Origin of the sequence: Trichococcus alkaliphilus (assembly GCF_003008695.1) — a bacterium.
Taxonomy (GTDB): domain Bacteria; phylum Bacillota; class Bacilli; order Lactobacillales; family Aerococcaceae; genus Trichococcus; species Trichococcus alkaliphilus.
The window spans coordinates 117,690-141,985 of the sequence record NZ_PXZT01000001.1 but is presented as its reverse complement, the minus strand read 5'-3'; the positions used below and the strand labels follow the sequence as shown (position 1 = coordinate 141,985).

General features: G+C 48.3%; 20 protein-coding genes. 19 read left to right on the top strand and 1 reads right to left on the bottom strand.

Features of this window, described 5'->3' with window-relative positions; all coding sequences use genetic code 11:
- The 18 genes from C7R73_RS00610 (at position 1) to queA (ending at position 20,409) form a co-directional block, all read left to right on the top strand.
- The gene (locus C7R73_RS00610) at positions 1–960 is read left to right on the top strand and encodes an ABC transporter permease (protein ID WP_106448653.1); all 960 of its coding nucleotides are present in this window, start codon (positions 1–3) and stop codon (positions 958–960) included.
- A 162-nt stretch (positions 961–1,122) separates the two neighbouring features.
- On the top strand, positions 1,123–2,391 hold the full coding sequence (yfmF, locus tag C7R73_RS00605; RefSeq protein ID WP_106448652.1) for an EF-P 5-aminopentanol modification-associated protein YfmF: 1,269 nt from the start codon (positions 1,123–1,125) through the stop codon (positions 2,389–2,391).
- Positions 2,384–3,685 carry an EF-P 5-aminopentanol modification-associated protein YfmH gene (yfmH, locus tag C7R73_RS00600; RefSeq protein ID WP_106448651.1) on the top strand — a complete coding sequence of 434 codons (1,302 nt, stop codon included), beginning with the start codon at positions 2,384–2,386 and terminating at the stop codon, positions 3,683–3,685. The genes yfmF and yfmH overlap by 8 nt, the downstream gene beginning before the upstream one ends.
- Complete coding sequence (gene ymfI / locus C7R73_RS00595) at positions 3,682–4,407, top strand: elongation factor P 5-aminopentanone reductase (protein WP_106448650.1); 726 nt, start codon at positions 3,682–3,684, stop codon at positions 4,405–4,407. The genes yfmH and ymfI overlap by 4 nt, the downstream gene beginning before the upstream one ends.
- A gap of 86 nt (positions 4,408–4,493) precedes the next feature.
- On the top strand, positions 4,494–5,369 hold the full coding sequence (locus C7R73_RS00590; RefSeq protein WP_106448649.1) for a helix-turn-helix domain-containing protein: 876 nt from the start codon (positions 4,494–4,496) through the stop codon (positions 5,367–5,369).
- A 29-nt stretch (positions 5,370–5,398) separates the two neighbouring features.
- The gene (gene pgsA, locus C7R73_RS00585; protein ID WP_106448648.1) at positions 5,399–5,977 is read left to right on the top strand and encodes a CDP-diacylglycerol--glycerol-3-phosphate 3-phosphatidyltransferase; all 579 of its coding nucleotides are present in this window, start codon (positions 5,399–5,401) and stop codon (positions 5,975–5,977) included.
- Positions 5,978–6,131: 154 nt separating this feature from the next.
- Entirely contained in the window at positions 6,132–7,388 is a 1,257-nt protein-coding gene (locus tag C7R73_RS00580; protein ID WP_106448647.1) for a competence/damage-inducible protein A, read from the top strand.
- Between the two features lie 104 nt (positions 7,389–7,492).
- A complete protein-coding gene (gene recA / locus C7R73_RS00575; protein ID WP_106448646.1) occupies positions 7,493–8,563 on the top strand; it encodes a recombinase RecA in 1,071 nt (356 codons plus the stop codon).
- A gap of 241 nt (positions 8,564–8,804) precedes the next feature.
- Positions 8,805–10,364, top strand: coding sequence for a ribonuclease Y (rny, locus tag C7R73_RS00570; protein WP_106448645.1), 1,560 nt, complete (start codon positions 8,805–8,807; stop codon positions 10,362–10,364).
- A 144-nt stretch (positions 10,365–10,508) separates the two neighbouring features.
- Complete coding sequence (locus tag C7R73_RS00565; protein ID WP_106448644.1) at positions 10,509–11,315, top strand: TIGR00282 family metallophosphoesterase; 807 nt, start codon at positions 10,509–10,511, stop codon at positions 11,313–11,315.
- Positions 11,312–11,686 carry a YlbF family regulator gene (locus C7R73_RS00560; RefSeq protein WP_106448643.1) on the top strand — a complete coding sequence of 125 codons (375 nt, stop codon included), beginning with the start codon at positions 11,312–11,314 and terminating at the stop codon, positions 11,684–11,686. The genes C7R73_RS00565 and C7R73_RS00560 overlap by 4 nt, the downstream gene beginning before the upstream one ends.
- Before the next feature lie 33 nt (positions 11,687–11,719).
- Complete coding sequence (gene mutS / locus C7R73_RS00555) at positions 11,720–14,311, top strand: DNA mismatch repair protein MutS (RefSeq protein WP_106448642.1); 2,592 nt, start codon at positions 11,720–11,722, stop codon at positions 14,309–14,311.
- Positions 14,312–14,320: 9 nt separating this feature from the next.
- Positions 14,321–16,351, top strand: coding sequence for a DNA mismatch repair endonuclease MutL (gene mutL / locus C7R73_RS00550; RefSeq protein WP_106448641.1), 2,031 nt, complete (start codon positions 14,321–14,323; stop codon positions 16,349–16,351).
- A gap of 74 nt (positions 16,352–16,425) precedes the next feature.
- On the top strand, positions 16,426–17,031 hold the full coding sequence (locus tag C7R73_RS00545) for a DUF937 domain-containing protein (RefSeq protein WP_106448640.1): 606 nt from the start codon (positions 16,426–16,428) through the stop codon (positions 17,029–17,031).
- Between the two features lie 107 nt (positions 17,032–17,138).
- On the top strand, positions 17,139–17,564 hold the full coding sequence (msrB, locus tag C7R73_RS00540) for a peptide-methionine (R)-S-oxide reductase MsrB (protein ID WP_086628073.1): 426 nt from the start codon (positions 17,139–17,141) through the stop codon (positions 17,562–17,564).
- Positions 17,565–17,733: 169 nt separating this feature from the next.
- The gene (ruvA, locus tag C7R73_RS00535; protein WP_106448639.1) at positions 17,734–18,345 is read left to right on the top strand and encodes a Holliday junction branch migration protein RuvA; all 612 of its coding nucleotides are present in this window, start codon (positions 17,734–17,736) and stop codon (positions 18,343–18,345) included.
- A 5-nt stretch (positions 18,346–18,350) separates the two neighbouring features.
- Positions 18,351–19,364, top strand: a complete 1,014-nt coding sequence (ruvB, locus tag C7R73_RS00530) for a Holliday junction branch migration DNA helicase RuvB (RefSeq protein WP_106448638.1) — start codon at positions 18,351–18,353, stop codon at positions 19,362–19,364.
- 16 nt (positions 19,365–19,380) lie between these two features.
- On the top strand, positions 19,381–20,409 hold the full coding sequence (queA, locus tag C7R73_RS00525) for a tRNA preQ1(34) S-adenosylmethionine ribosyltransferase-isomerase QueA (RefSeq protein WP_106448637.1): 1,029 nt from the start codon (positions 19,381–19,383) through the stop codon (positions 20,407–20,409).
- A gap of 72 nt (positions 20,410–20,481) precedes the next feature.
- Here queA and C7R73_RS00520 read toward each other — a convergent pair whose 3' ends face one another.
- A complete protein-coding gene (locus tag C7R73_RS00520; protein WP_106448636.1) occupies positions 20,482–20,661 on the bottom strand; it encodes a YjzD family protein in 180 nt (59 codons plus the stop codon).
- 143 nt (positions 20,662–20,804) lie between these two features.
- On the opposite strand from C7R73_RS00520, the gene dnaE reads away from it, so the two are divergent.
- Positions 20,805–24,143, top strand: a complete 3,339-nt coding sequence (gene dnaE / locus C7R73_RS00515) for a DNA polymerase III subunit alpha (RefSeq protein ID WP_106448635.1) — start codon at positions 20,805–20,807, stop codon at positions 24,141–24,143.
- Positions 24,144–24,296: the final 153 nt, after the last annotated feature.

Sequence of the window (24,296 nt, the reverse complement as noted above, 5' to 3'; positions counted from 1 at the left end):
ATGGACTTGCTAGCGATTCTATCTATTATCGTATCCTCGGCTTTGATCTATTCAGCGCCTTTGATCTTCACCGGCCTTGGCGGAACATTCTCGGAACGGAGCGGTATCGTCAACGTGGGACTGGAAGGCACGATGGTCATGGGAGCCTTCTCAGCCATAGTTTTTAATTTGAACTACGCCGACAATCTTGGCAAGATGACTCCTTGGGTTGCGTTGTTGGTGGCTGGGGCAGTCGGCATCTTCTTTTCGATCATCCATGCAGTTGCGACCATCAATTTAAGAGCGAACCACATCGTTTCCGGAACGGTCATCAATATGCTTGCCCCTGCGCTGGCGGTGTTTTTGACTAAGGTTCTTTATGAAGGGAAAGGCCAAACAGCCTTCATCATCCAGAACTTCGGGAAAACCAGTTTCCCTATCTTGAAGGATATCCCGATCATCGGTCAGATATTTTTCACGAACACATCAGCTCCAGCCTATGCAGCGATTGCAACAGCGCTTGTCTGCTACTTCATCATCTTCAAGACGACTTTCGGCTTGCGTCTGCGTTCAGTCGGGGAACACCCACAAGCGGCAGATACATTGGGGATCAATGTCTACGTGATGCGCTACGCTGGCGTTTTGATTTCCGGATTTTTGGGCGGTGTGGGCGGTGCCATCGTCTCCCAGTCGATCAGTCTGAATTTTTCCGGATCAACGATTGCCGGTCAAGGCTTTATTGCCATGGCTGCAATGATTTTCGGCAAGTGGAATCCGATCGGTGTTATGGGTGCGGCAATTTTCTTCGGTTTTGCCCAGAGCTTGGGGGTCATCGGCAGCTATATTCCGATCATCCAGAATATCCCTTCCGTCTACCTCCAGATTGCGCCTTATGTCATTACGATCATTGTGCTTGTAGGTTTTATTGGTAAATCCAGAGGCCCAGCCGCTAACGGTACGACTTACATCAAATCAAAGTAATCTCTGACAGCAAGAAGGGTTGGCTCAAGACGAGTCAGCCTTTTCTTTTTGCGCTAAGCATGGGAGCAGAGTGGACAAGGAATGGCTTAATTGAAAAATAGTCTGAACTAGAGTATAGTTTTCCCTATCGACAAATAAAATAGCTTACAGGACGTGAAATGGATGGAATATAAATTAAAGCAAGGCGTTACGGCCTATATCGAGCCTTCCGACAAATACAAAACCGTAATGATCCAGTACAAATTCAGGACGAGTTTCGGCGGGAAAACTGCTACGGAACGTTCTTTGGTGAAGAACATGCTTGAAACGAACAGCAAGCAGTACCCTAGCCAAAACGAGATGGATCTGAAAATGGCCAGCCTTTACGGTGCGACGCTGCATACGCAATCCCAGCGCTTCGGCAAGCAGCATGTGGTGACGATGAGCCTGTCCGTCGTCAATGATAAATTCATCGGAGGCGACGATACACTTTTGGAAGAGGCGTTCGCTTTTCTGGAAGAAATCATCTTTAGGCCCAATGCTCAGGACGGCAAGTTCCACGAGAAGACTTTTCTGAGGGAAAAGGAAAATCTGAACAACTATTTCGAATCTCTGATCGAAGACAAATCAGCTTATGCGCGCAATCGCTTGAACCAAGTGCTGTTCGAGGGGACGGATCAAGCTTATCAAGGCATCGGTGATGCCGGGTTCCTTGAGGATATCACTGCGGGCAGCCTGTTCGAATGCTACGAAGAGATGATCGGATCGAATCAATTGGATATCCTCGTCTCGGGTGATGTTGCACCTGAACGGATATTGAAAATATTGGCAGCCCAGAAGCTTTCGGACAGGAAAGAAATCGAAAAAGAGGTATTCTATTTCCGCGCAAAGAACACGGAACCCGTTACTTCGAGTGAATCCCAGGACATCAATCAAGGCAAGTTGTTTTTTGGCTTCTCTTCACCCGTCTATTACATGAATGACCACTATTTTGCCGGCTTGGTTTTTGATGGACTTTTTGGGGGATTCCCTCATTCAAAATTGTTTCAGAATGTCCGTGAAAAGGAAAGCTTGGCTTACTCGGCTTCAAGCGGATTGGACTTTTTGCGTGGGGTCATGACTGTCGGCACCGGCATCGAGTTTGATAAACGGGAGCAGGTCGAGAATATCGTTCTGGCTCAACTGCAGGATATGCAAGCAGGGGATTTCTCGGATGCATTGATCGCTCAAACCAAAAGCATGCTGATCAACCACTACAAACAAAATGATGATTATCAAGGCAGAAGCTTGGCGAAACAGTACCAGGATATCCTCATCATAGAAAACCCTCTTTCGCAGGAGCAATGGATTGCTGGCTTGAATGCGGTGACGAAGGAACAGATCATGGCTGTTGCGGAAAAAATGACTTTGCAGGCGATATTTTTCTTGAAAGGCGAGGCTACAGATGAATAAAGTACACTATGAGGCACTGAACGAAACAGTCTATACGGAAGTATTGGAAAACGGATTGCAGGTAGTTTTGATTCCGAAAAATAAGTATTCCAAAACCTATGGCATCTTCACCACCGATTTCGGCTCAATCGACAACCAGTTTGTTCCGATAAACGGAGACAAGGAAATCAAAATTCCGGACGGCATCGCACATTTCCTTGAACATAAGTTGTTTGAAGGCGAGGATCATGACGCTTTTGAAGACTTCGCGAAGTATGGCGCTTCAGCGAATGCTTTCACTTCTTTCACTCGGACAAGCTATCTCTTTTCAGCCACGGATAATATTACAGAAAACACAAACAGCCTGCTTGACTTCGTTCAAGATCCGCATTTCACGGAAGAAGGCACTGAAAAGGAAAAAGGCATCATCGCCCAAGAAATCCGCATGTATGAAGATAATCCGGGATGGCAACTATTTTACGGTCTGTTGCGTAATCTTTATCCCGAACATCCGCTTTCCGTCGATATAGCCGGAACGGTGGACAGCATCCAAGCGATCTCGCCGGAACTGCTCCAAATCTGTTATGACACGTTCTACCATCCATCCAATATGAATATATTGATGATCGGCAATTTCGCTCCCGAAGAAATGATGGAAACGATCAGACAAAACCAAGCCGGCAAGACATTTCTTCCCGCAAAACCGATCCAGCGCACTTTGCCGCCAGCCTCGATCCAGGACATCATCCCGTACAAAGCAATCGAAATGGATGTGCAGCGCCCGAAAGTGATGCTTGGTGTGAAAGGTTTGGATGCGGATGTGACCGGAAACCAAGCCGAAAAATACAAAATCTATGGTTCGCTGTTGCTGGAATTGCTTTTTGGCCGGAGCTCCACGCATTTCATTGAGCTTTATGACAATGGTTTGATCGATGACAGCTTTGGCTACTCCTTCAATTTGGACCGTTCCTTCCATTTTATGGCTGTCGAATCGGATACGGAAGAACCGAAACAGCTGGAAGATAAGCTGAAACGGATTCTCTTGGATTGGAAAACGGATGCTAACCTGACGAATGAGAAATTTGATTTGCTGAAGAAGAGCATGATCGGAGAACAATTGCAGGCTTTCAATTCCCTGGAATACATCGCAAATCACTATAGCACGCTGCTGTTTTCTGGAGCGGAACTTTTTGAAGTCGTTCCATTGATCGAAGAAACCAGCCTGGAGGACATCCGCAGGTTCGCCGAGGGCTATCTCAAAGAACAAAGCATGAGCACCTATGTGATCCTCCAGAAGGGAGCAAAACAGCAATGAAAGCTGCTTTGGTGACGGGGGCCTCCGGTGACATCGGGACCTCCATCGCAAGGGATTTGGCCAGTTCAGGCTGGTCGCTTTACCTGCATTATCATTCCAATCAAGAAAAAATCAATCTGCTGCTGTCAGAACTGCAATCGGCCTATCCGGAACAGGAATTTTATCCGATTTGCCTGGATTTTACCAAAGAAGCTGGCGTTTCGACACTTGCTGACCATATTTTCTCGCTCCAAGCGATTGTTTTTGCGCACGGCACGACGGAATATGGGTTGCTTCAGGATATGACGTCCCTGCAAATGGACGTCTTGTGGGAAATGCACGTCAAAATGCCGATCTTGATCATCCAAGCGCTACAGGAAAAAATCGCCCGCTCGCGCAACGGCCGCATCGTCTTCATCAGCTCCGTCTATGGAGAAGTAGGCAGCGGGCTCGAAGTGCTCTACAGTACCGTCAAAGGGGCGCAGATCGCCTTCGTTAAAGCCTATAGTAAAGAAGTAGCCTCACTGGGAGTAACAGTCAATGCCATCTGCCCGGGAGCAATCGATACGCAAATGAACGCTCATCTGGAAAACGATGAAAAAGAGGCTCTTCTTGAGGAAATCCCTCTGGGGAGGATGGGGAAACCGGATGAAATCAGCTTCTGGGTATCCCAACTCCTGAAGGAAGAGAGTCGCTATATGACGGGACAGGCCATTTACGTATCAGGTGGCTGGCTCAGGTAAAACAGCATTGGAACTTCTGGTGAGGGAATTTTATGGTATAATATCCATGGTAACTTCAGGATTTGCAAGTGAAGGCAGGTGAAGAAATGGTTCAAATTGGGGAAATCCTAAAAAGTGCTAGACTTTCCAAAGGATACACATTGGATGATCTACAGCAGATGACTAAAATACAGAAGCGGTATCTGATTGCGATAGAAGAAGGCGATTTTGAGATTATGCCGGGCAATTTCTATGTTCGTGCCTTCATCAAGCAGTATGCTGATACTGTGGGCTTGGATGGCGATCGCTTGTTGGGGGATCATGCAAGTGTGATTCCGGAAATACACGGGAGCAGCCAAGCGGAGGATTCCGGTTCTTTTTCTCCCAGTCGCTCCGAAACTAAAAGAGCTTCAAAAAAGACGAATTTTAATTATGGCGGCTCCGTCCAGAGCCAGTTGCCTACTTTTCTGTTGGCTGTGTCGGTAATTGCCATCGTGCTTGTGGTCTGGAGGGCTACATTGAACGATGATGATGAGCAGGTTCAGATCGAAGTGGCTTCGAACATCAGCCAAACAACTATGGCATCGCAAGCGACGGTTTCTAGCGGCACAGAGCAGGCAGACAGTGCCGTTGTCGCAGAACAAACTGCGCAGGTGACCTTGGTCTCGTCTGCCGATGGTTATGCGGAATATGACGTCACCAGTTTGTCGTTGCCATCAGAGTTGAAAATCTCGGCTGTGGCAGGAGGAAGTTCCTGGATCAGCGTAAGCGTGAACGGAATCGTCCAAGAGCCTTCCGGCATCGTAGGCAGTGAAAACCCGTTGACGGTCACACTACCGTTGAACACAAGCGAAATCGAAGTGGTAGTCGGCGTGATGCCGGCAACAATCATCGAACTGGATGGGACAGTTGTCGCGATGCCAGCCGATCATCAAGAGATTCAGACCCAAACCTTATCCTTTACCGTAAAAGGTGTAGAATAAGTCAGGGAACATTAAAGGAGTTGCAGAAGTTGAATTTACCTAATAAATTGACAGCGTTGCGGATTTTTATGATTCCGTTGTTCATGATCATCACTTTGGTTCCTTTCGATTGGGGTACGCTTGCGGTTGCCCAATCACAGATTGCCGTCAACCAACTTGTCGGAGCCATCATTTTTGCCATCGCCAGTTTTACGGATTGGCTGGATGGTTATATCGCCAGAAGGGACGGCTTGGTCACCAACTTCGGGAAATTTGCTGATCCGTTGGCGGACAAGATGCTTGTCGCCACTGCCTTAATCGTACTTGTCGGCCAAGGGCTGGCTCCATCGTGGGTCGTCAGCATCATCATCAGCCGTGAGTTGGCGGTCACAGGCTTGCGCCTCTTGCTTGTGAAGGAAGGCGAAGTCATGGCAGCAGCATGGCCGGGGAAAATCAAAACAGTGACGCAAATGGTAGCCATCATTTTGTTGTTCCTGAATAATTTTCCTTTTCAGGCGACCGGCATCCCGGTCGCGGACATCATGCTGTATCTTTGCTTAATTTTCACCATTTACTCAGGGGTGGATTATTTCGTCAAGAATAAACATGTTTTTGTCGGATCCATGTAGTTTTTTATAAATAAGAAGGGCTGGGTTGCATCAGGTTGCAATCCGAACAAAAGGAAACGCGATTCTTTTGTGCCCTTCTTTTTTCTTTATCTTTTTTATGTGATTGAAGCTTTTGTTTTATTTGAGCGAATACTATGGATGTGAGGGATTAAATATGAATGCAGAAATCATTTCAGTCGGAACGGAATTATTGATGGGGCAAATAGTGAATTCGGATGCGGCATTCATCGCCAAGGAACTGACAGGTTTGGGCATAGACTCCTATTTTCAGACGGTTGTCGGCGATAATCCGGGAAAAATAAAAGATGTGATCAAAATAGCTGAATCACGAAGCGACCTGTTAATTTTCACTGGAGGGCTCGGACCCACCCAGGATGACTTGACCAAACAGACAGTGGCGGATCACCTCGAGGAAGAGCTTGTCATGGATGAAGCGGGATTGGCGCACATTCGGCAATGGTTCGATCGTTCGGGAAGGAGTATGACAAAAAACAATGAGCTTCAAGCTTTAGTGTTCATGGGCGGTATTGTCTTCCCGAACCCGATCGGACAAGCGCTCGGCACCTATACCGAAAAGGATGGGAAAGGTTATTTGCTGTTGCCGGGCCCGCCAAGGGAACTTGAGCGGATGTTCCTGCAATTTGTGAAGCCGTTCCTTTCCAGCAAGTATGAAGATCAGCAAGTCATCTCATCGAAGACGCTCCGCTTTTTCGGAATCGGCGAATCTACATTGACAACGGTGTTGGATGAACTGATCCGCAATCAGACCAACCCGACGGTAGCCCCATATGCCGGGAAATACGAAGTGACCTTGAGACTCACCGCAAACGCTGCAACAGAGGCGATCTGCGGGCAGCTATTGGATGAAAAAAAATCGGAAATATTGGCGCTCGTCGGGGAATATTATTACGGCGACGGCGACGAATCCAGCCTTGCCGAAGTGGTAGGGAAGAAATTGTTGAAGGGCAAAAGAACCATCAGCGCGGCTGAGAGCTTGACCGGAGGGCTTTTTCAAGCTGAACTTGTCAAGGTTCCCGGCATAAGCGAGGTCTTCGCGGGCGGCGTCGTTTCTTACCAAGAAGGCGCTAAGCAACAGGTCCTTGGCGTTCCGGAACACATTCTCGAGACTTACGGAATGGTCAGCCCGGAGTGCGCGGTTGCGATGGCGGAACGTGCGCGCGAACTGTTTGATACTCAGTTGGCCATTTCTTTCACGGGCGTTGCCGGGCCTGACCAATTGGAGAACAAGCCAGCCGGGACGGTATGGATTGCCTTAAGCCAAAAACAGGGACCGACTGCCGTCCAAGGCTTCCGATTTTCCCGCGATCGCCTCGGGAACAGGGAACAGGCAGTCATGCAGGGTTTTGATATGATTCGGCGGTATTTGCTGGATCCTGATTTTGAAAAATAAAAAACGAACATCTGTTCACTTTATTCTTGCTTTTTTGTCCGGAAAAGGATAGTATTACGTTGTGGTGTTAATGCATGCAAATGAAAGCTTGGAGGAAACAATAGATGGCTAATTTAAATGAAAATAGACAAAAAGCCTTGGATGAGGCTCTGAAAAAGATAGAAAGAAATTATGGTAAAGGTTCCGTCATGAAGCTCGGCGAAAAAGTGGACACGCAAATATCCACTGTGCCAAGTGGTTCATTGGCTCTTGACGTTGCGTTGGGTGTAGGCGGCTATCCGAGAGGCCGTATCATCGAAGTGTACGGTCCTGAATCATCAGGTAAAACAACCGTTGCGCTGCATGCGATTGCCGAAGTGCAAAAAAAGGGCGGCGTTGCTGCCTTCATCGATGCTGAGCATGCTTTGGATCCAAAATATGCTGCAGCTTTGGGTGTGGATATCGACGAATTGTTGCTTTCCCAACCGGATACAGGTGAGCAAGGCCTGGAAATCGCTGATGCTTTGGTTTCATCAGGGGCTGTCGACATTGTGGTCATCGACTCGGTTGCCGCATTGGTTCCGCGCGCTGAAATAGAAGGCGAAATGGGAGACTCCCATATGGGTCTGCAAGCACGTCTGATGTCCCAAGCTTTACGGAAACTGTCCGGATCGATCAACAAAACAAAAACGATCGCAATCTTCATCAATCAAGTCCGTGAGAAAATCGGCATCATGTTCGGAAATCCGGAAACGACTCCAGGAGGAAGAGCGCTTAAATTTTACGCTACTATCCGTCTGGAAGTCAGAAGAGCGGAACAGATCAAGAGCGGAACAGAGATCATGGGTAACCGCACAAAAATCAAAGTGGTGAAAAATAAAGTTGCGCCACCATTCAGGACAGCTGAAGTGGACATCATGTACGGGGAAGGCATTTCCCAAGTCGGTGAAATCATCGATATGGCTTCAGAGAAGGATATCGTCAACAAGAGTGGCGCTTGGTATGCCTACAAAGGGGAACGCATCGGCCAAGGCCGCGAAAATGCCAAGAAATTCCTGACTGATCATCCAGAGATGAGAGCTGAAATCGAGAAACTTGTCCGTGACGAATACGGCATAGGCGATAAAAAAGCGGTAGATGCAAAAGAAAAAGAAAAAGACGAGCCCGTTGAATCGGTCGATCTGTTGGACGAGTAAAAAATATTTTTCAAGAGGCCGGGACCAAAATCCGGGCCTCTTTCTTTTTTCAAAAGCGGAAAAAAGGGCAATATCGAAACAGGATTAAATGTATTTTGGTTATGTTACCGTTTTATCGTTGACATGTCAGTATTCTACGTTTAGAATGAATTTATGTGTATCGCTTCATTCTGCACATTGTAAAACTAATTTTTATTCATTTTTTTTGACAACAAAATTAAATAGATACGGAGGTGAAACTATGGATATATGGACTTTAGCCTTCGCTATCATAGCTTTAATTTTTGGTGTCGTTGTCGGATATTTATATCGAAAATCGAATCACGAAAAAGAAATAGCTGGTGCCAAAAATACCGCTTCCCAAATTCTTGAAGATGCTCGTAAAGAAGCAGAAACAGCGAAAAGAGAAGCTATGTTAGAGGCGAAGGATGAGAACCACAAATACCGCTCAGAAATAGAAGATGAATTACGCGAACGACGCGGTGAGGTTCAAAAACAAGAAAATCGATTGATCCAAAGAGAAGAAAATTTGGATAGAAAAGATACCAGTCTTTCGAAACGTGAGCAATCTATCGAGTCAAAAGAGGATAATCTTGTCAAAAGACAAAACGCTTTAGTTTCTGAGGAAAATCGCATTCAAGCATTGGTGGAAGAGCAACAACATGAACTGGAAAGAATCGCTACCTTATCACGTGAAGATGCAAGAAACATCATCATGGACGAAACGGAAAATCAACTTTCGCATGAAATTGCGGTCATGATCAGAGAATCCGACCAAAAAGCGAAAGATGAAGCAGATCGTAATGCGAAAAACATTATCCTGCAGGCGATTCAAAGAAGTGCAGCCGATTTAGTTTCGGAAGCAACGGTTTCAGTTGTTACACTGCCTAACGATGACATGAAAGGCCGAATCATTGGCCGCGAAGGGAGAAACATTCGGACTTTGGAGACCTTGACAGGTATTGACCTGATCATCGATGATACGCCAGAAGCTGTCGTGTTAAGCGGATTTGATCCTATCCGAAGAGAAATTGCGAAAATGGCTTTGGAGAAATTAATTCAAGATGGACGTATCCATCCTGCGAGAATTGAGGAAGCAGTTGAGAAAGCCCGTAAGGATATGGATGAACGCATAAGAGAAATCGGCGAACAAGCAACTTTTGAAGTTGGCATCCATTCTTTGCATCCTGACCTGATTAAAATTTTGGGACGTCTGCATTTCCGCACTAGTTATGGACAAAATGTCCTGAACCACAGCATCGAAGTCGCAAAACTTTGCGGCGTAATGGCTGGGGAACTAGGCGAAGACATCAATCTGGCCAAACGTGCAGGTCTGTTGCATGACATCGGAAAAGCTCTCGATCATGAAATAGAGGGTTCACACGTTGAAATCGGCGCAGAAATCGCCCAGAAATACAAAGAAAATCCGGTTGTCATCAATGCAATTGCCTCACATCATGGCGATGTTGAAGCAAACTCAATCATATCAGTATTGGTCGCATCTGCTGACGCTTTATCTGCTGCTCGTCCGGGCGCAAGAAGTGAATCTCTGGAAAACTACATCCGCCGTTTGGAGAAACTGGAAGGAATTGCGAACAGTTTCGAAGGCGTAGCAAGCAGTTTTGCTATCCAAGCAGGAAGAGAGATCCGCGTCATGGTCAAGCCAGACCAACTTGACGATTCTCAAGCTATTCGTGTAGCTCGTGAGATTAGAAAGAAAATCGAAGAAGAACTAGATTATCCGGGACACATCAAGGTTACGGTTATACGCGAAACAAGAGTAATTGAATATGCCAAATAATGAAATACCAAACGGGACATCCTATTGTCCCGTTTTTTGCTTTTTTTATGTATATCCCGGTTGATGGGCAAGGGTGCAACGGCTTATCTAAACAGACAAAATATGTTACTATAAAAAGACTAGAATTTAGAGAAGAGGCTGAAGATGAAAGTATTATTTATTGGGGATGTCGTAGGTTCAATCGGCAGACAGATGCTGCAGGATACACTCCCACAACTGAAGAAACATTACCGTCCGCAAGTTACGATCGTGAACGGAGAGAATGCTGCAGGCGGAAGAGGCATAACGGAAAAAATTTACAAAGAATTTTTGCAGACCGGTGTCGACGTCATCACCATGGGGAACCATACGTGGGATAACCGTGACATATTCGAATTCATCGGAACAGCGAATAAGATGATCCGTCCGGCTAATTTCCCGGAAGGGACTCCTGGCATCGGCTTTACGATCATAAAAGTGAACCAACTGAAATTGGCTGTGGTGAACCTGCACGGCCGTGTCTTCATGAACAGTCTGGATGACCCTTTCCGCAAAGCGGATGAAATACTGGAGCAGGTACGGAAAGAAACGAATTGCATCTTTGTCGATTTCCATGCCGAAACGACCAGTGAAAAACAAGCGATGGGCTGGTATTTGGATGGGCGCGTTTCTGCTGTGGTCGGTACGCATACGCATGTACAGACAAATGATGCGCGTATCTTGCCGGAAGGGACAGGCTATCTGACGGACGCCGGAATGACCGGGGCTTACGACAGCATTTTAGGCGTCGAAAAAGAAATCATCATCCAAAAATTTCTGACGCAAATGCCGATTCGGCATGAAGTGCCCGAAAAAGGCAGGAAATTGCTTTCCGGGTGCTATATTGAAATCAATGATCAGACCGGCAAGTGCGTAAAAATCGAGAACATCGTGATCAATGAAGATCGCCCATTTGGAGGGGAATTCTATTGACCCAAGAACTGCCTATCGAAGGCCCGGCAGAAGCAGAATTGAACAGACTGATCGAAATGCTGAAAAAAAATGAAGTGATTGTCCGCTATCAAGAGGCCGAAGAAAACACAAAAGACAATCGAGCGCTGGAGCAATTGGTCGAAACCCTCAAAAGCAAGCAAAAAGAAGCCGCGGCTTTTGAACATTATGCTAAACCGGCAGCGGCAGAAAAAACAGCCGCTGAACTAGCGGAGCTGAACAAGCAATTGAAGGACAGCATAGCGGTCCAACAATACCGCGAAGCTTTATGGGATGCCAACGAACTATTGGAAAATGTCATCAGCATCATCCAACGCGGCGTCGATGACGCTATCGAAAAAGATGAAGCATGAGGACTGAAGAGATATATTAATTGAGGTGAAAGAATGCCACAGAAGACTAAAAATACGCCCATGATGGAGCAATACTTATCCATAAAAGAACAGTATCCGGATGCGTTTTTGTTCTACCGCTTGGGCGATTTCTATGAATTGTTCCATGATGATGCCATGAAGGCCGCAAAATTACTGGAAATCACGCTGACGAGCCGCAACAAAAATGCCGATGAGCCGATTCCCATGTGCGGGGTTCCCTATCATGCTGCAGCGGAATATATCCGGAGACTCGTGGAAATGGGGCACAAGGTCGCCGTTTGCGAACAGATGGAGGATGCCAACCTGACGAAAGGCATGGTGCGGCGGGAAGTTGTGCGGGTCATAACGCCCGGAACATTTCTGAATGAGAACGGCAGTGAAAGCAAAACAAATAATTACTTGGCCAGTGTCATCCAAAACGAAGCAGGCGGGTATGCGCTGGGATATGTCGATATCGGAACAGGGGAGCTGAAAGTGACCCTCCTGACCAACGAAGACGCCGTATTCAACGAGCTCCAGACATTGCCTTTCAAAGAAATCGTCCTGGACACAAAAACAGCTGACGATCTGACGGAAAAGTTGGAAAAACATTTTGGTATCCTGGTTTCCATTCAGGCGAAGCTGATTCCGGAAACGGACTTCCACGATCTGGTTGCGGAATTGCCGCAACAGTCTGAAAAAGATGTGCTTGTTCTGTTGTTGAGCTATCTTTCGGAAACCCAAAAGCGCAGCCTGTCCCACCTTCAGAAAGCCGTCGCCTATCAAACGGATGCTTTCCTGAAGATGGATACCTATGCGCGGCGCAACCTCGAGTTGTCCGCATCCATCCGGACGCAGCAGAAGAAAGGCAGCCTGTTGTGGACGCTGGATGAAACAAAAACGGCTATGGGCGGGCGCATGCTGAAACAATGGCTTGAAAAGCCGCTGATCAACCTGAGCGACATACTCGAAAGGCAACGGAAAGTGGAGTCATTGGTCAATCACTACTTTGAACGAATGGACATCAACGACGCTTTGACATCGGTTTATGATCTGGAACGTTTGGTCGCCAGAGTATCGCTAGGCAATGTCAACGGCCGCGATCTGATCCAGCTGAAAACCTCTCTGCAGCAGATTCCAGGATTGGTCCAAGCCATCGCTGCAATCGACGAACCGGATGTTTGGCAGGATGTCATCGACAAGTTGGAAGCTTACCCCGATGTCATCGAACTGATCGAGCGGGCGATCACGGATAATCCGCCTATCCAGATCACGGAAGGCAACATTATCCGCGATGGCTACCATGAGCAATTGGATCGCTACCGCGATGCGATGAACAACGGGAAGCTTTGGATAGCGATGTTGCAAAAAGAGGAAAGAGAAAAGACTGGCATCAAAACGCTGAAAATCGGCTACAACCGCATTTTTGGCTATTACATAGAAGTGACGAAGGCGAACCTTGCGGCGCTGCCTGAAGGCACGTATGAGCGCAAACAGACGCTCGCCAATGCGGAACGTTTCGTCACGCCTGCATTGAAGGAGAAAGAGACGCTTATTTTGGAGGCTGAGGAAAAGTCTGTCGAATTGGAGCATGAGCTGTTTGTCGCTTTACGGGAAGAGATAAAAGGATACAGCCGACAGTTGCAGGCACTTGCCAAACTGGTGGCGGAGATCGATGTCCTGCAGTCGTTCGCCCACGTCAGCGAAGCCTATCATTTTTCCAAGCCCGAATTGAGCAACAGCGACCGCAATCTTTCCATCAAAGAAGGGCGCCATCCGGTTGTGGAACGCGTCATCGGCAAAGATAAATTTGTGCCAAACAGCATTTCCATGGACAAGGATAACCATATCCTGCTGATCACCGGGCCGAATATGTCAGGCAAGAGCACCTACATGCGCCAGGTTGCCCTGATTGTCATCCTGGCCCAAATGGGTTGTTTTGTACCGGCCGAGAAAGCCCATTTGCCTATCTTTGACCAAATCTTTACCCGCATAGGCGCGGCTGATGACCTCTATTCCGGTCAGAGCACATTCATGGTCGAAATGGTCGAAACGAACCAAGCGCTGCGATTCGCCACCGATAAGAGCCTGATCTTATTCGACGAAATCGGCAGGGGGACGGCAACGTATGACGGCATGGCCTTGGCCGAAGCGATCCTGCGTTACATCGATCGCACAATCAAAGGCAAGACACTGTTTTCGACGCATTACCATGAGTTGACCCAACTCGAAGCCGATTTGGCGGGGACGAAGAATGTTCATGTAGGGGCAATCGAAAAAGACGGAGAATTGGTGTTTCTGCATAAACTGATGCAGGGACCAGCAGACAAAAGCTATGGCCTGCATGTGGCCAAGTTGGCCGGCATGCCGCATGAATTGATCGCCGAGGCGCAGATCATCCTCAATTCATTGAATGAACAGCACGTGCTGCATGCGGGAACGGGCATACCTGTTCCGGATGATACGGTCGAACAATTGGCACTGTTCCAGGAAAGCGCGATGCTTCCGAACGAGAAGCACGTCCTGGATGAATTGTCGGACCTGGCGCTGGAGGATTGCACACCGATGCAAGCCATGCTGATGATAGACAGTTGGAAGAAGTTGCTGAAATCGCAAAAAAAGTAGGTGAGAACGATGGCCAAAATCAGGGAACTTTCCCAAATATTGACGAACCAAATCGCTGCCGGTGAAGTGATCGAACGCCCGGCATCGGTCGTAAAGGAATTGGTGGAGAATGCGATCGATGCGAACAGTACGCAGATCGATGTCTTCATCGAGGAGGCGGGATTAAAAAAGGTGCAGGTAACCGACAACGGCGACGGCATCGCGGCGGACGAGGTGAAACTTGCCTTTACGCGGCACGCGACCAGCAAAATCTACACGCAGGATGATCTTTTCCGCATCCACTCGCTGGGGTTTCGGGGTGAAGCTTTGCCCAGTATCGCTTCCGTCGCCAAAGTTTCGATCGAAACGGCTGTCGCTGATCAAAGCGGCACCTATTTGTCGATAAAGGGCGGCGTCATCGGAGAGGAAAGGCCGAACAAATCCCGTAAAGGGACGACAATCATCGTCGAAGACCTTTTCTACAACACGCCAGCCCGGCTGAAATACATCCGTTCCCTGCAGGCTGAGTTGTCGAACATCACAGACATCATGAACCGGATCGCCTTGAGCCATCCGGAGATCGCTTTCCGTTTGCATCATGAAGGCAACCAACTTCTGCATACGGCTGGGAATGGCGATCTGCGCCAGACCATCGCGGGCGTCTACGGGACACTGACGGCCAAGAAGATGAAACTGATCGAGAACGAAAATCTGGACTTCAAAGTGAAGGGCTACATCAGTTTGCCTGACACGACGCGGGCAAGCCGCAACTACATCACCTTGATACTGAACGGACGTTTCATAAAAAATTACGCCTTGAACAAAGCCATCATCGATGGCTATGGATCCAAGCTGATGGTCGGGCGCTATCCGCTAGCCGTCATTGTGATGGATGCGGATTCCCTGCTTTTGGATGTGAATGTCCACCCATCGAAAAAAGAAGTCAGGATCAGCAAAGAAAAAGAGCTAGGCGAATTGATCGAAAACGCAATCGCTGCTGTTTTGCGGACGGAAGAACGCATCCCGAGCGGCATAGAAAATCTGAAATTCAAACGCCAAAGTCCTGTTGAACCGGTTCGGACCGAGCAATTGAGCGTCTCTTTCCGGTCATTCGATCAAGAGCTCGTGCAAGAAACGGAAACGAAGCTGCCGCCGACAAGCGAAAATGAGGATTTCCGCTCTTTGGAGACAGCATGGGACAACGGGCCGGTTCATAATGAAAACGCAGAACGCGAACAAGATTATATGGGTTCTGAAGAAACCGCGCCTTCGGAGGGCCTTCCAATTCCAAGTGAAGAACAAGAAGTTTACGTTGTTCCGTTCAGTGGCCAGCCAAAACAGGACCGCAATGAACCAAGCGCGCCTTACTTGTCCGGCGAACAAAAAAATCCGGCTGCCCATGAAGAACCGATCATGAAAACCGTCCAGAAAGTCGAAGCGGAGGCAGAAAAGGGTCCGGCTAGCAAGCGGCCTTTCCCGGAGTTGCACTTTTTCGGCCAGATGCACGGCACTTACCTGTTCGCGCAGAATGAAAATGGCCTCTATATCATCGATCAGCATGCTGCCCAGGAACGCATCAAATATGAATACTACCGTGAGGAAATCGGCAAGGTTTCCACCGATCTCCAAGGTTTGTTGATACCGATCATACTGGATTACCCGGCGAATGAATTCCAGTTGATCCAGGAAAGCCGCGAGGTGCTGGAATCGATGGGCTTGTTCCTGGAACCGTTCGGCCAGAACAGTTTCATCGTCGAAAAGCATCCTGCTTGGTTCACTCCGGGTGAGGAGGAAGACATTCTGAAGGAGCTGGTGGAGATGTTTTTGGCTGAAGGCGATATCTCCATCAAAAAACTTCGGGAAGCAACAGCCATCATGATGAGCTGCAAGCGCTCGATCAAGGCGAATCATTTCCTCAGCGACAAAGAAGCGCGCCAACTGTTGGCCGATCTTGCCCAAACGGATAATCCCTACAATTGCCCGCACGGCAGACCGGTGCTGATCCAATTCTCCAACCAGGATATGGAGAAGATGTTCAAGCGGATCCAGGACCCGCACTGAGAGCGTATCATTTCTTATTTCTGCTTATTTATTGTAAAATCAGGATAGTTAAATAACAGATAGGAGTGGAAAAAATGGTGCAAATCAATGACATTTCCGAAATGATGGGCGAGCTGAACAAAGAAAGTTCAATCCAGGCCTTGGGCAGCAAGACGGGCGTTGATGCAAGCATTTTGCCGAAATTGGCTGTCGTTGCAATTCCCTTGATCCTTCGGGCATTAAGTAAAAACGCAGAGTCAAAAGCAGGGAAAGATTCCTTATCAAATGCATTGGAAAAACACAAAGGTCAAACCAAAGACGTGTCCTCGATCGAAGATGTGGTCAAGAAAGCCGATACGGATGATGGCGATAAAATATTGGATCATGCCTTCGGTGACAAAGATAAGGTCGTGGATCAGATTGCTGCCCAAACAGGCATCAGCAAATCCGAGGTTTCCAAGGTTTTGGCTTCCATGGCGCCGATGATTCTGGGCATGCTGGCGGACAAAAAGGCTGCTGACGGATTGGATTCCGACGGTGTGGCCAAACAGACCGACATCTTCTCCAAAGAAGCTGAAGAAGCAGCCACGAAAAATTTCGACATCACCGACCTCTTCCCTAAGCAATCCGGAACGACGACGCCAGCTGCAACGGGCGGATTGGGCGGCATTCTGGGAAGCATTTTGGGGAACCTATTCTGATCCACTCCTGATGACACATGGTTGAAGCAGAACAAGACTTTTTTGTTCTGCTTTTTTGTATTTTTTGATATACTGAAGCAATGAAAAGAAAGGGGTCAGATATCACGATGGATAATAAAGAGGAACAATTGAAGCGCTTGACGCCTTTACAATATGAAGTGACACAGAACGAAGCTACGGAGAGACCTTTTTCCGGCGAGTACGATGATTTTTATGAAAAAGGCATCTATGTTGATGTCGTGAGCGGAGAGCCGTTGTTCAGTTCTGCCGACAAGTACGATGCCGGCTGCGGTTGGCCTTCTTTTGCAAAACCGATTTCCACTCTGAAGGAGTTGGAGGACCGCAAACTGATGCGTAAACGCACAGAAGTCCGCAGCCCTCAAGGCGACTCCCACCTGGGGCATGTCTTTGAGGACGGCCCTGCAGAGTTGGGCGGTCTGCGCTATTGCATCAATTCGGCAGCGATGCGCTTCGTTCCTTACGACCAATTGGACGCGGAAGGCTACTCTGAATACAAACAATTATTCGAATAAGCAGCAAAGGAAAGTCCCATGGCTACCGGTCCTGGGATTTTTTGTTGCTTGCACCTGCCAAACGAATGTTCCCGCACAGAAGATGACACAACGGCTGTCATTTCCATTCCGTTTTATGTTATGATAGAAAATGAATGACAATCAGGAAATGAAGAGTAGGAGCCAAATGATGTACGAATATATAAAAGGTAAATTAGTCTATGTGGGGCCGCTTTATGTGGTGCTGGAGAACGGTGGCATCGGCTACCAATTGCAGGTGGCTAATCCTTTCCGGTTTTCCGGAAGCCTAAACCAAGAGCTGACGTTTTACATCTATCAGGCGGTCCGCGAGGATGCGATCACACTGTTCGGTTTCAAGGACTACACGGAAAAGCAGTTGTACTTGAAACTGATCAGCGTCTCCGGAATCGGACCGAAAAGCGGCTTGTCGATATTGGCGAGCGATGATCATCTGGGTCTGATCCAAGCGATCGAAACGGATAATGTGGGTTATTTGGTGAAATTCCCGGGTGTGGGCAAAAAGACAGCCTCGCAGATCATCTTGGACTTGAAAGGCAAACTAGGCGAATTGCTGCCCGATACGTATTGGATGGAAGAGCATCCTGTCCACGAAACTGCTGGCGGACAGTCCGCTGTGTTGACGGAAGCATTGGAGGCATTGGCCGGGTTGGGATATTCGGACCGTGAAGTGAAGAAAATCTTGCCGACATTAGAAAAAGAAAACTATTCCAGCGCAGAAGAAGTGCTTCGTACGGCGTTCAAGCTACTTTTAAAAGGGTGATATAGATGACAGCTGAAAACAGGATCGTTTCCGGAAATACGGAAGACCTAACTGAAGATTTGATTGAAAAAACATTGCGGCCGCAAATGATGGCGCAATATATCGGCCAAGATAAAGTGAAAAATGAACTGAAAGTGTATATCCAGGCCGCTAAAGCGCGAAGTGAAGCTTTGGATCATGTGTTGTTGTACGGGCCGCCCGGGTTGGGGAAAACGACACTGGCAATGGTCATCGCCAAGGAATTGGATGTCCGCATCCACAGCACGAGCGGGCCCGCAATCGAGCGGCCAGGCGATTTGATGGTATTGCTCAATGAGCTGGAAGCGGGGGATGTCCTCTTCATCGATGAAATCCATCGCTTGCCGCGGATTGTGGAAGAAGTGCTCTACTCTGCCATGGAGGATTATTATGTGGACATCATCATCGGGCAAGGGCCGACAGCCCATCCCGTCCACTTTACCTTGCCGCCGTTCACGCTGGTAGGTGCCACGACCAAAGCCGGCAGTCTGTCGGCCCCCTTGCGTGACCGGTTCGGGATTGTTTCGCGGATGGAATATTACAGCCTTGAAGATCTCCGACAGATCGTCCATCGCTCTTCGGATGTTTTGTCCACGAAAATCGATGAGTCAGGCGCTGTCGAAATCGCCTTGAGATCCAGAGGCACCCCGCGTGTTGCCAACAGGCTGCTCCGCCGTGTGCGCGATTTCGCCCAAGTCTATCGCGATGGCCTGATCACTAAGGAAATCGCTGACAAAGCTTTGTCCATTTTGAGCGTGGACAACAAAGGGCTTGATGACTTGGATCGGCAAATATTGATGACGATGATCCGATTCTATAACGGCGGCCCCGTCGGTCTTTCGACGATAGCCGCCAACATCGGCGAAGAAATGGAAACGATAGAGGACATGTACGAACCCTATCTGCTCCAATTGGGATTCCTGCAGCGCACCCCGCGCGGCAGGGTAGCGACCCCTATGGCATATGACCATTTGGGGATCACGTATGATACAGAAAAATAAGTGAGGTATTTTATCAATGAGGACAAGTGATTTTGATTTTTATTTGCCGGAAGAACTGATTGCGCAGACACCGCTGATGGATCGTTCGTCATCCCGGCTTCTTGCCCTGGACTCCAAGACTGGAGAAATCACGGACAAACATTTCACCGACATGGTGGAGGAACTTCAGGAAGGTGACGCGTTGGTACTGAACAACACACGTGTGCTGCCTGCGCGACTGCATGGCGTCAAACCGGATACCGGCGGGCATATCGAAGTCCTGCTTTTGAACAATATCCAAGGGGATGAGTGGGAGACGCTCGTCAAACCAGGAAAACGGGTCAAAGTCGGGACAGTCATCTCTTTCGGGGACGGACGTTTGACTGCGGAAGTGACGCAATCGTTGGATCACGGTGGCCGCATTTTGAATTTCAAATATGACGGCGTATTTTTGGAAATACTGGAATCGCTGGGCGAAATGCCTTTGCCGCCATACATCAAAGAGACGCTGGATGATCAGGAACGTTATCAGACCGTTTACGCCAAAGAAGTCGGCTCCGCAGCTGCCCCGACAGCAGGGCTCCATTTCACGCCCGAACTGCTTGAGGAAGTAGCCAATAAAGGCGTCAAGATCGTCTATCTGACGTTGCATGTGGGCTTGGGGACTTTCCGTCCGGTATCGGTCGATGATATCGCCAGCCACGAAATGCATTCGGAATTCTACCAGCTGACGGACGAGGCGGCGCAAACGCTGAATGAGGTCCGTTCCAACGGAGGCAAAATAGTCGCTGTGGGCACGACTTCCGTGCGGACACTGGAAACGATCGGCACGAAATTTGATGGGGAAATCAAGGCGGATAGCGGATGGACCAAAATTTTCATTTCGCCCGGCTATTCATTCAAGGTTGTCCAAGGCATCATCACCAATTTTCATCTGCCGAAATCGACCTTGGTCATGCTGGTCAGCGCTTTTGCCGGCAGAGACAACGTCCTGTCCGCCTACGAGCACGCAGTCAAAGAAAAGTACCGATTCTTCAGCTTCGGCGATGCCATGTTCATCAAATAGAAAAAAACCTTCAGGAAATTGATCCCTGAAGGTTTTTTCGATTTTAATGCCGACTTTGGAACGAACTGTCGGTTATTTATCGGAGGCCGTCTTCGGCATCAACGCAGAAACAAGAACTACGATCAGCGCGGTAAAGATACCCGTCATGGTTGCGATCATAAAGTCGTAGCTGCCGCCGGATAAGGCGCTGCCCAGATAAACAGATACTTGCCCTAAGATAAATCCCCAAAAAATGATTGCAATATATTTCATGTCGTTTACACCTCTTCTCGAAATTCATTTTATCACTTTTTTTGGAGATGACAAGCATTACTTGCCCAACGACTTTTTCGCTTCTTGGATTAGGACGGGTACGCTATAATGATAATATTGATTAGAAAAAGGAGGTCTCAGACATGTCTTTTGTGCATTTGCAGGTCATCAGTGCCTATTCTCTTTTGCAGACGACTACCCGAATAGAGGATTTGGTGCGCAGCGCCAAGGCAAAAGGCTATCAGGCCATCGCATTGACGGACCAAAATGTCCTTTATGGTCAAGTCGACTTCTTCAAACTTTGCAAAAAGTACGCTATCCAACCCATTCTGGGGATCCAACTGGATTTGCCCGGAATCATCAGTAAAGATCGCCCCTTTCCTCTGGTCTTGTTGGCGAAGGATTTTGAGGGCTACAAAAAGTTGATGGCTTTGTCGACTGTCAGGAATCAGGACGCTTCGGATAGGGAATTGCTTTCCCTTTTGGAGGATGATTCAAGCCGCATCATCGCGATCACCCCAGGAGAAAAGGGCGAGATCGAAAGCTTTTTGAACGGAAACGATCAGGAGAACGCCAAAGCAGCCAGTTTGGCCTGGAAAAAAATCTTCAACCACGGCAATTTTTATATAGGCGTTCAGCTCCACGAGAAAATGAAACAGATCATTCCGCAATTGAAGCGTTTATCGCAGGCGACAAACATTCCGACAACAGCTATGCATGATGTCAGATATCTGGAACCGAGCGACAATTTCAGTTGCCGTGTCCTGAAAGCGATCGAAGCGAACGAAAAGGTGGATCTGCAGTCGGAAGCTTTGGACGGTACGTATTACTTGCCGTCTTGCGGAGAAATAGAAAGAAAATTCCGGGAAGCTGATTTGGTCGAGTCGGCTGAAACGACCCAGAAAATTGCGGACGAAATCGAAATCGATCTGCCGCTGCATCAGTCGTTGTTGCCGCGCTACCCGCTGCCTGCCGGGACGACACCCCAAGCATACCTCAGGAGACTCTGCGAAGAAGGGCTGCGTCAGCGGATCACTGCCCCGGATGCAGCATATGAAAAACGCTTGGCATACGAATTGGAAGTCATCCATGAAATGGGCTTCGATGATTACTTCCTTATCGTTTGGGATGTGATGGCGTATGCCAGAAAAGCGAAAATCATGCCGGGAGCCGGCCGGGGATCTGCCGCCGGTTCGCTCGTGTCATACGTCCTGCGCATCACCCATGTCGATCCCATCAAATACAATCTGTTGTTTGAGCGTTTTTTGAACAAAGAACGCTACAACCTGCCGGATATCGATTTGGATTTCCCGGATAACCGAAGGGATGATATTCTGCATTATGTCAGGGACAAATACGGTTCGGACCATGTCGCCCAGATAGCCACATTTGGGACGCTGGCAGCAAAAATGTCTTTGCGGGATACCGCCAGAGTATTCGGACTAACGGTTGCGGAGGCGCAAGCCTGGTCGAATGCAATCCCGAATCAATTGGGCATCAGTCTGGCGGAGGCAAGACAGAAATCGAAAGAACTGCAGCATCTGATCAGCACGAACGATGTGAATCGCCTCCTGTATGAGACTGCCGAAAAAATCGAAGGCGTCCCGCGGCATGTCTCCACTCATGCGGCTGGCGTCGTCATCAGCGACAATCCGTTAAGGGACATTGTGCCTTTGCAGAAGAAAAACAGCGATCTGTATCTGACGCAATACACGATGGGCAACATCGAAGAAATCGGCCTGCTCAAAATGGACTTCCTGGGGCTGAAAAATCTGACGATACTGAACGATGCGGTGCAGTTGGCCAGCGCTGCGCACAATGAGAGCATCAACATTTGGGAAATACCGATGGATGATGATCGGACGCTCGATATATTCCGAAAAGCGGATACGAACGGGGTGTTCCAGTTTGAATCCCCAGGCATAAAAAATGTGTTGCGCAAGCTCGGGCCGGAATCGATCGAAGATGTCGCCGCCGTCAATGCGCTTTACCGGCCGGGTCCGATGGAACAGATCGACCTCTTCATTTCGCGGAAAAAAGGGTTGGCCGAAATCGATTATCTCCATCCCGATCTGAAATCGATCCTCGAGGTAACCTACGGGGTAATGGTCTATCAGGAACAGGTCATGCAGGTGGCTTCCCGGATGGCTGGCTTCAGTTTGGGGGAAGCGGATATCCTCAGAAGAGCGATAGGCAAAAAACAAAAATCGGCCATTGATGAAGAAAGAAGACACTTTATTGAAGGTTCGCTGCAACAAGGCTATTCCGAGCAGACAGCCGAGCAAGTGTACGATTACATCGAGCGGTTCGCCAATTACGGGTTCAACCGTTCGCATTCGGTCGCCTATTCTTTCATAGCCTACCAACTTGCCTACATGAAGGCGCACTTCCCGGAAGCATTTTTCGCCGCTTTGCTAAATTCCGTCAACCAACACTCGGATAAGATGAGGGAGTATTTCATCGAACTGAAAAGGCGCAACATCAGCATTTCCTATCCGGACATCAACACAAGCAACTGGAAGTTTGCGCTGCAGCAGCAGACAATCCAATTCGGCTTGGGCGGGATCAAAGGTCTCAGACGCGATTTTATCCAGGAAATCATCAAAGAACGCCAAGGTCATGGGCACTATAAGGATTTCGTTCAATTTTTGAGAAGGATCCATCCGAAGTGGCTGAGGAACGAAAATATCACACCGCTCATCTATAGCGGGGCGTTCGACAGTTTCGGGCATTCGCGCGCGACGCTGCTTGAGTCGCTGCCGGGTATGCTGAACAGCATCGATTACAGCGGAAACAACATCGATCTCTTTTCGATACTGGAACCGAAATATGTCGAAACGGAAGAACTGCCCCTGTTGGAATTGCTGGATTTGGAGGAAGCTGCACTGGGCCATTCTTTGAAGGGCCATCCGATCGACCAGTTCGGCAATTTGTACAACAACGGTGCAGTTGTGTACATCACCGAGCTGGCATACGACAAAAAAATGCGCACGATGGGATTGATCAAAGACATCCGAAGAATCCAGACAAAGAAGGGCGACCCAATGGCATTCGCAAACATGACAGACAGTACCGGCGAAATCAGCGTCACGATTTTCCCCGAGTACTATATCCGGTTCATGAAACTGCTGAAAGCAAACCAGTTGCTTGTCGTCGAAGGCAAGCTGGAGCGGTCGAAACAAGCCGACAAAACGAATTTTTTGGTCACGCATATTTGGGATGCCGAAGCCTATCAGGAAATGATGGGTAAAAAAAAGGAGAATGTCTTCATCCGTTTGACGGCGGAAAACAACACGCCTGAATTGTTCGGAAAAATGTATCGGATCCTGAACAAGCAACCAGGGGATCATCCTGTCATCCTTTACAATGAGGCCACAAAACAAACGATGCGCTTGACGGCAGAAAACTGGGTCGACATTTCGGCCGATCTGCTTGATTCACTGCAGGCCATTTTTGGGAGCGGAAATGTTGCTGTCAAATGAAAGTGAAAAGTTGATATCCGTATACTGTTTTCATAAAAGCGAAAGCTGCCTAGACTTGTTCTGCGGTATTGGTTGATCCTATCTGCGTCGGATTCGTTGGAGTCAGGCGGTAGTAATAACAATTTGTCCGAATGTGGCGATATTCCGGACAAG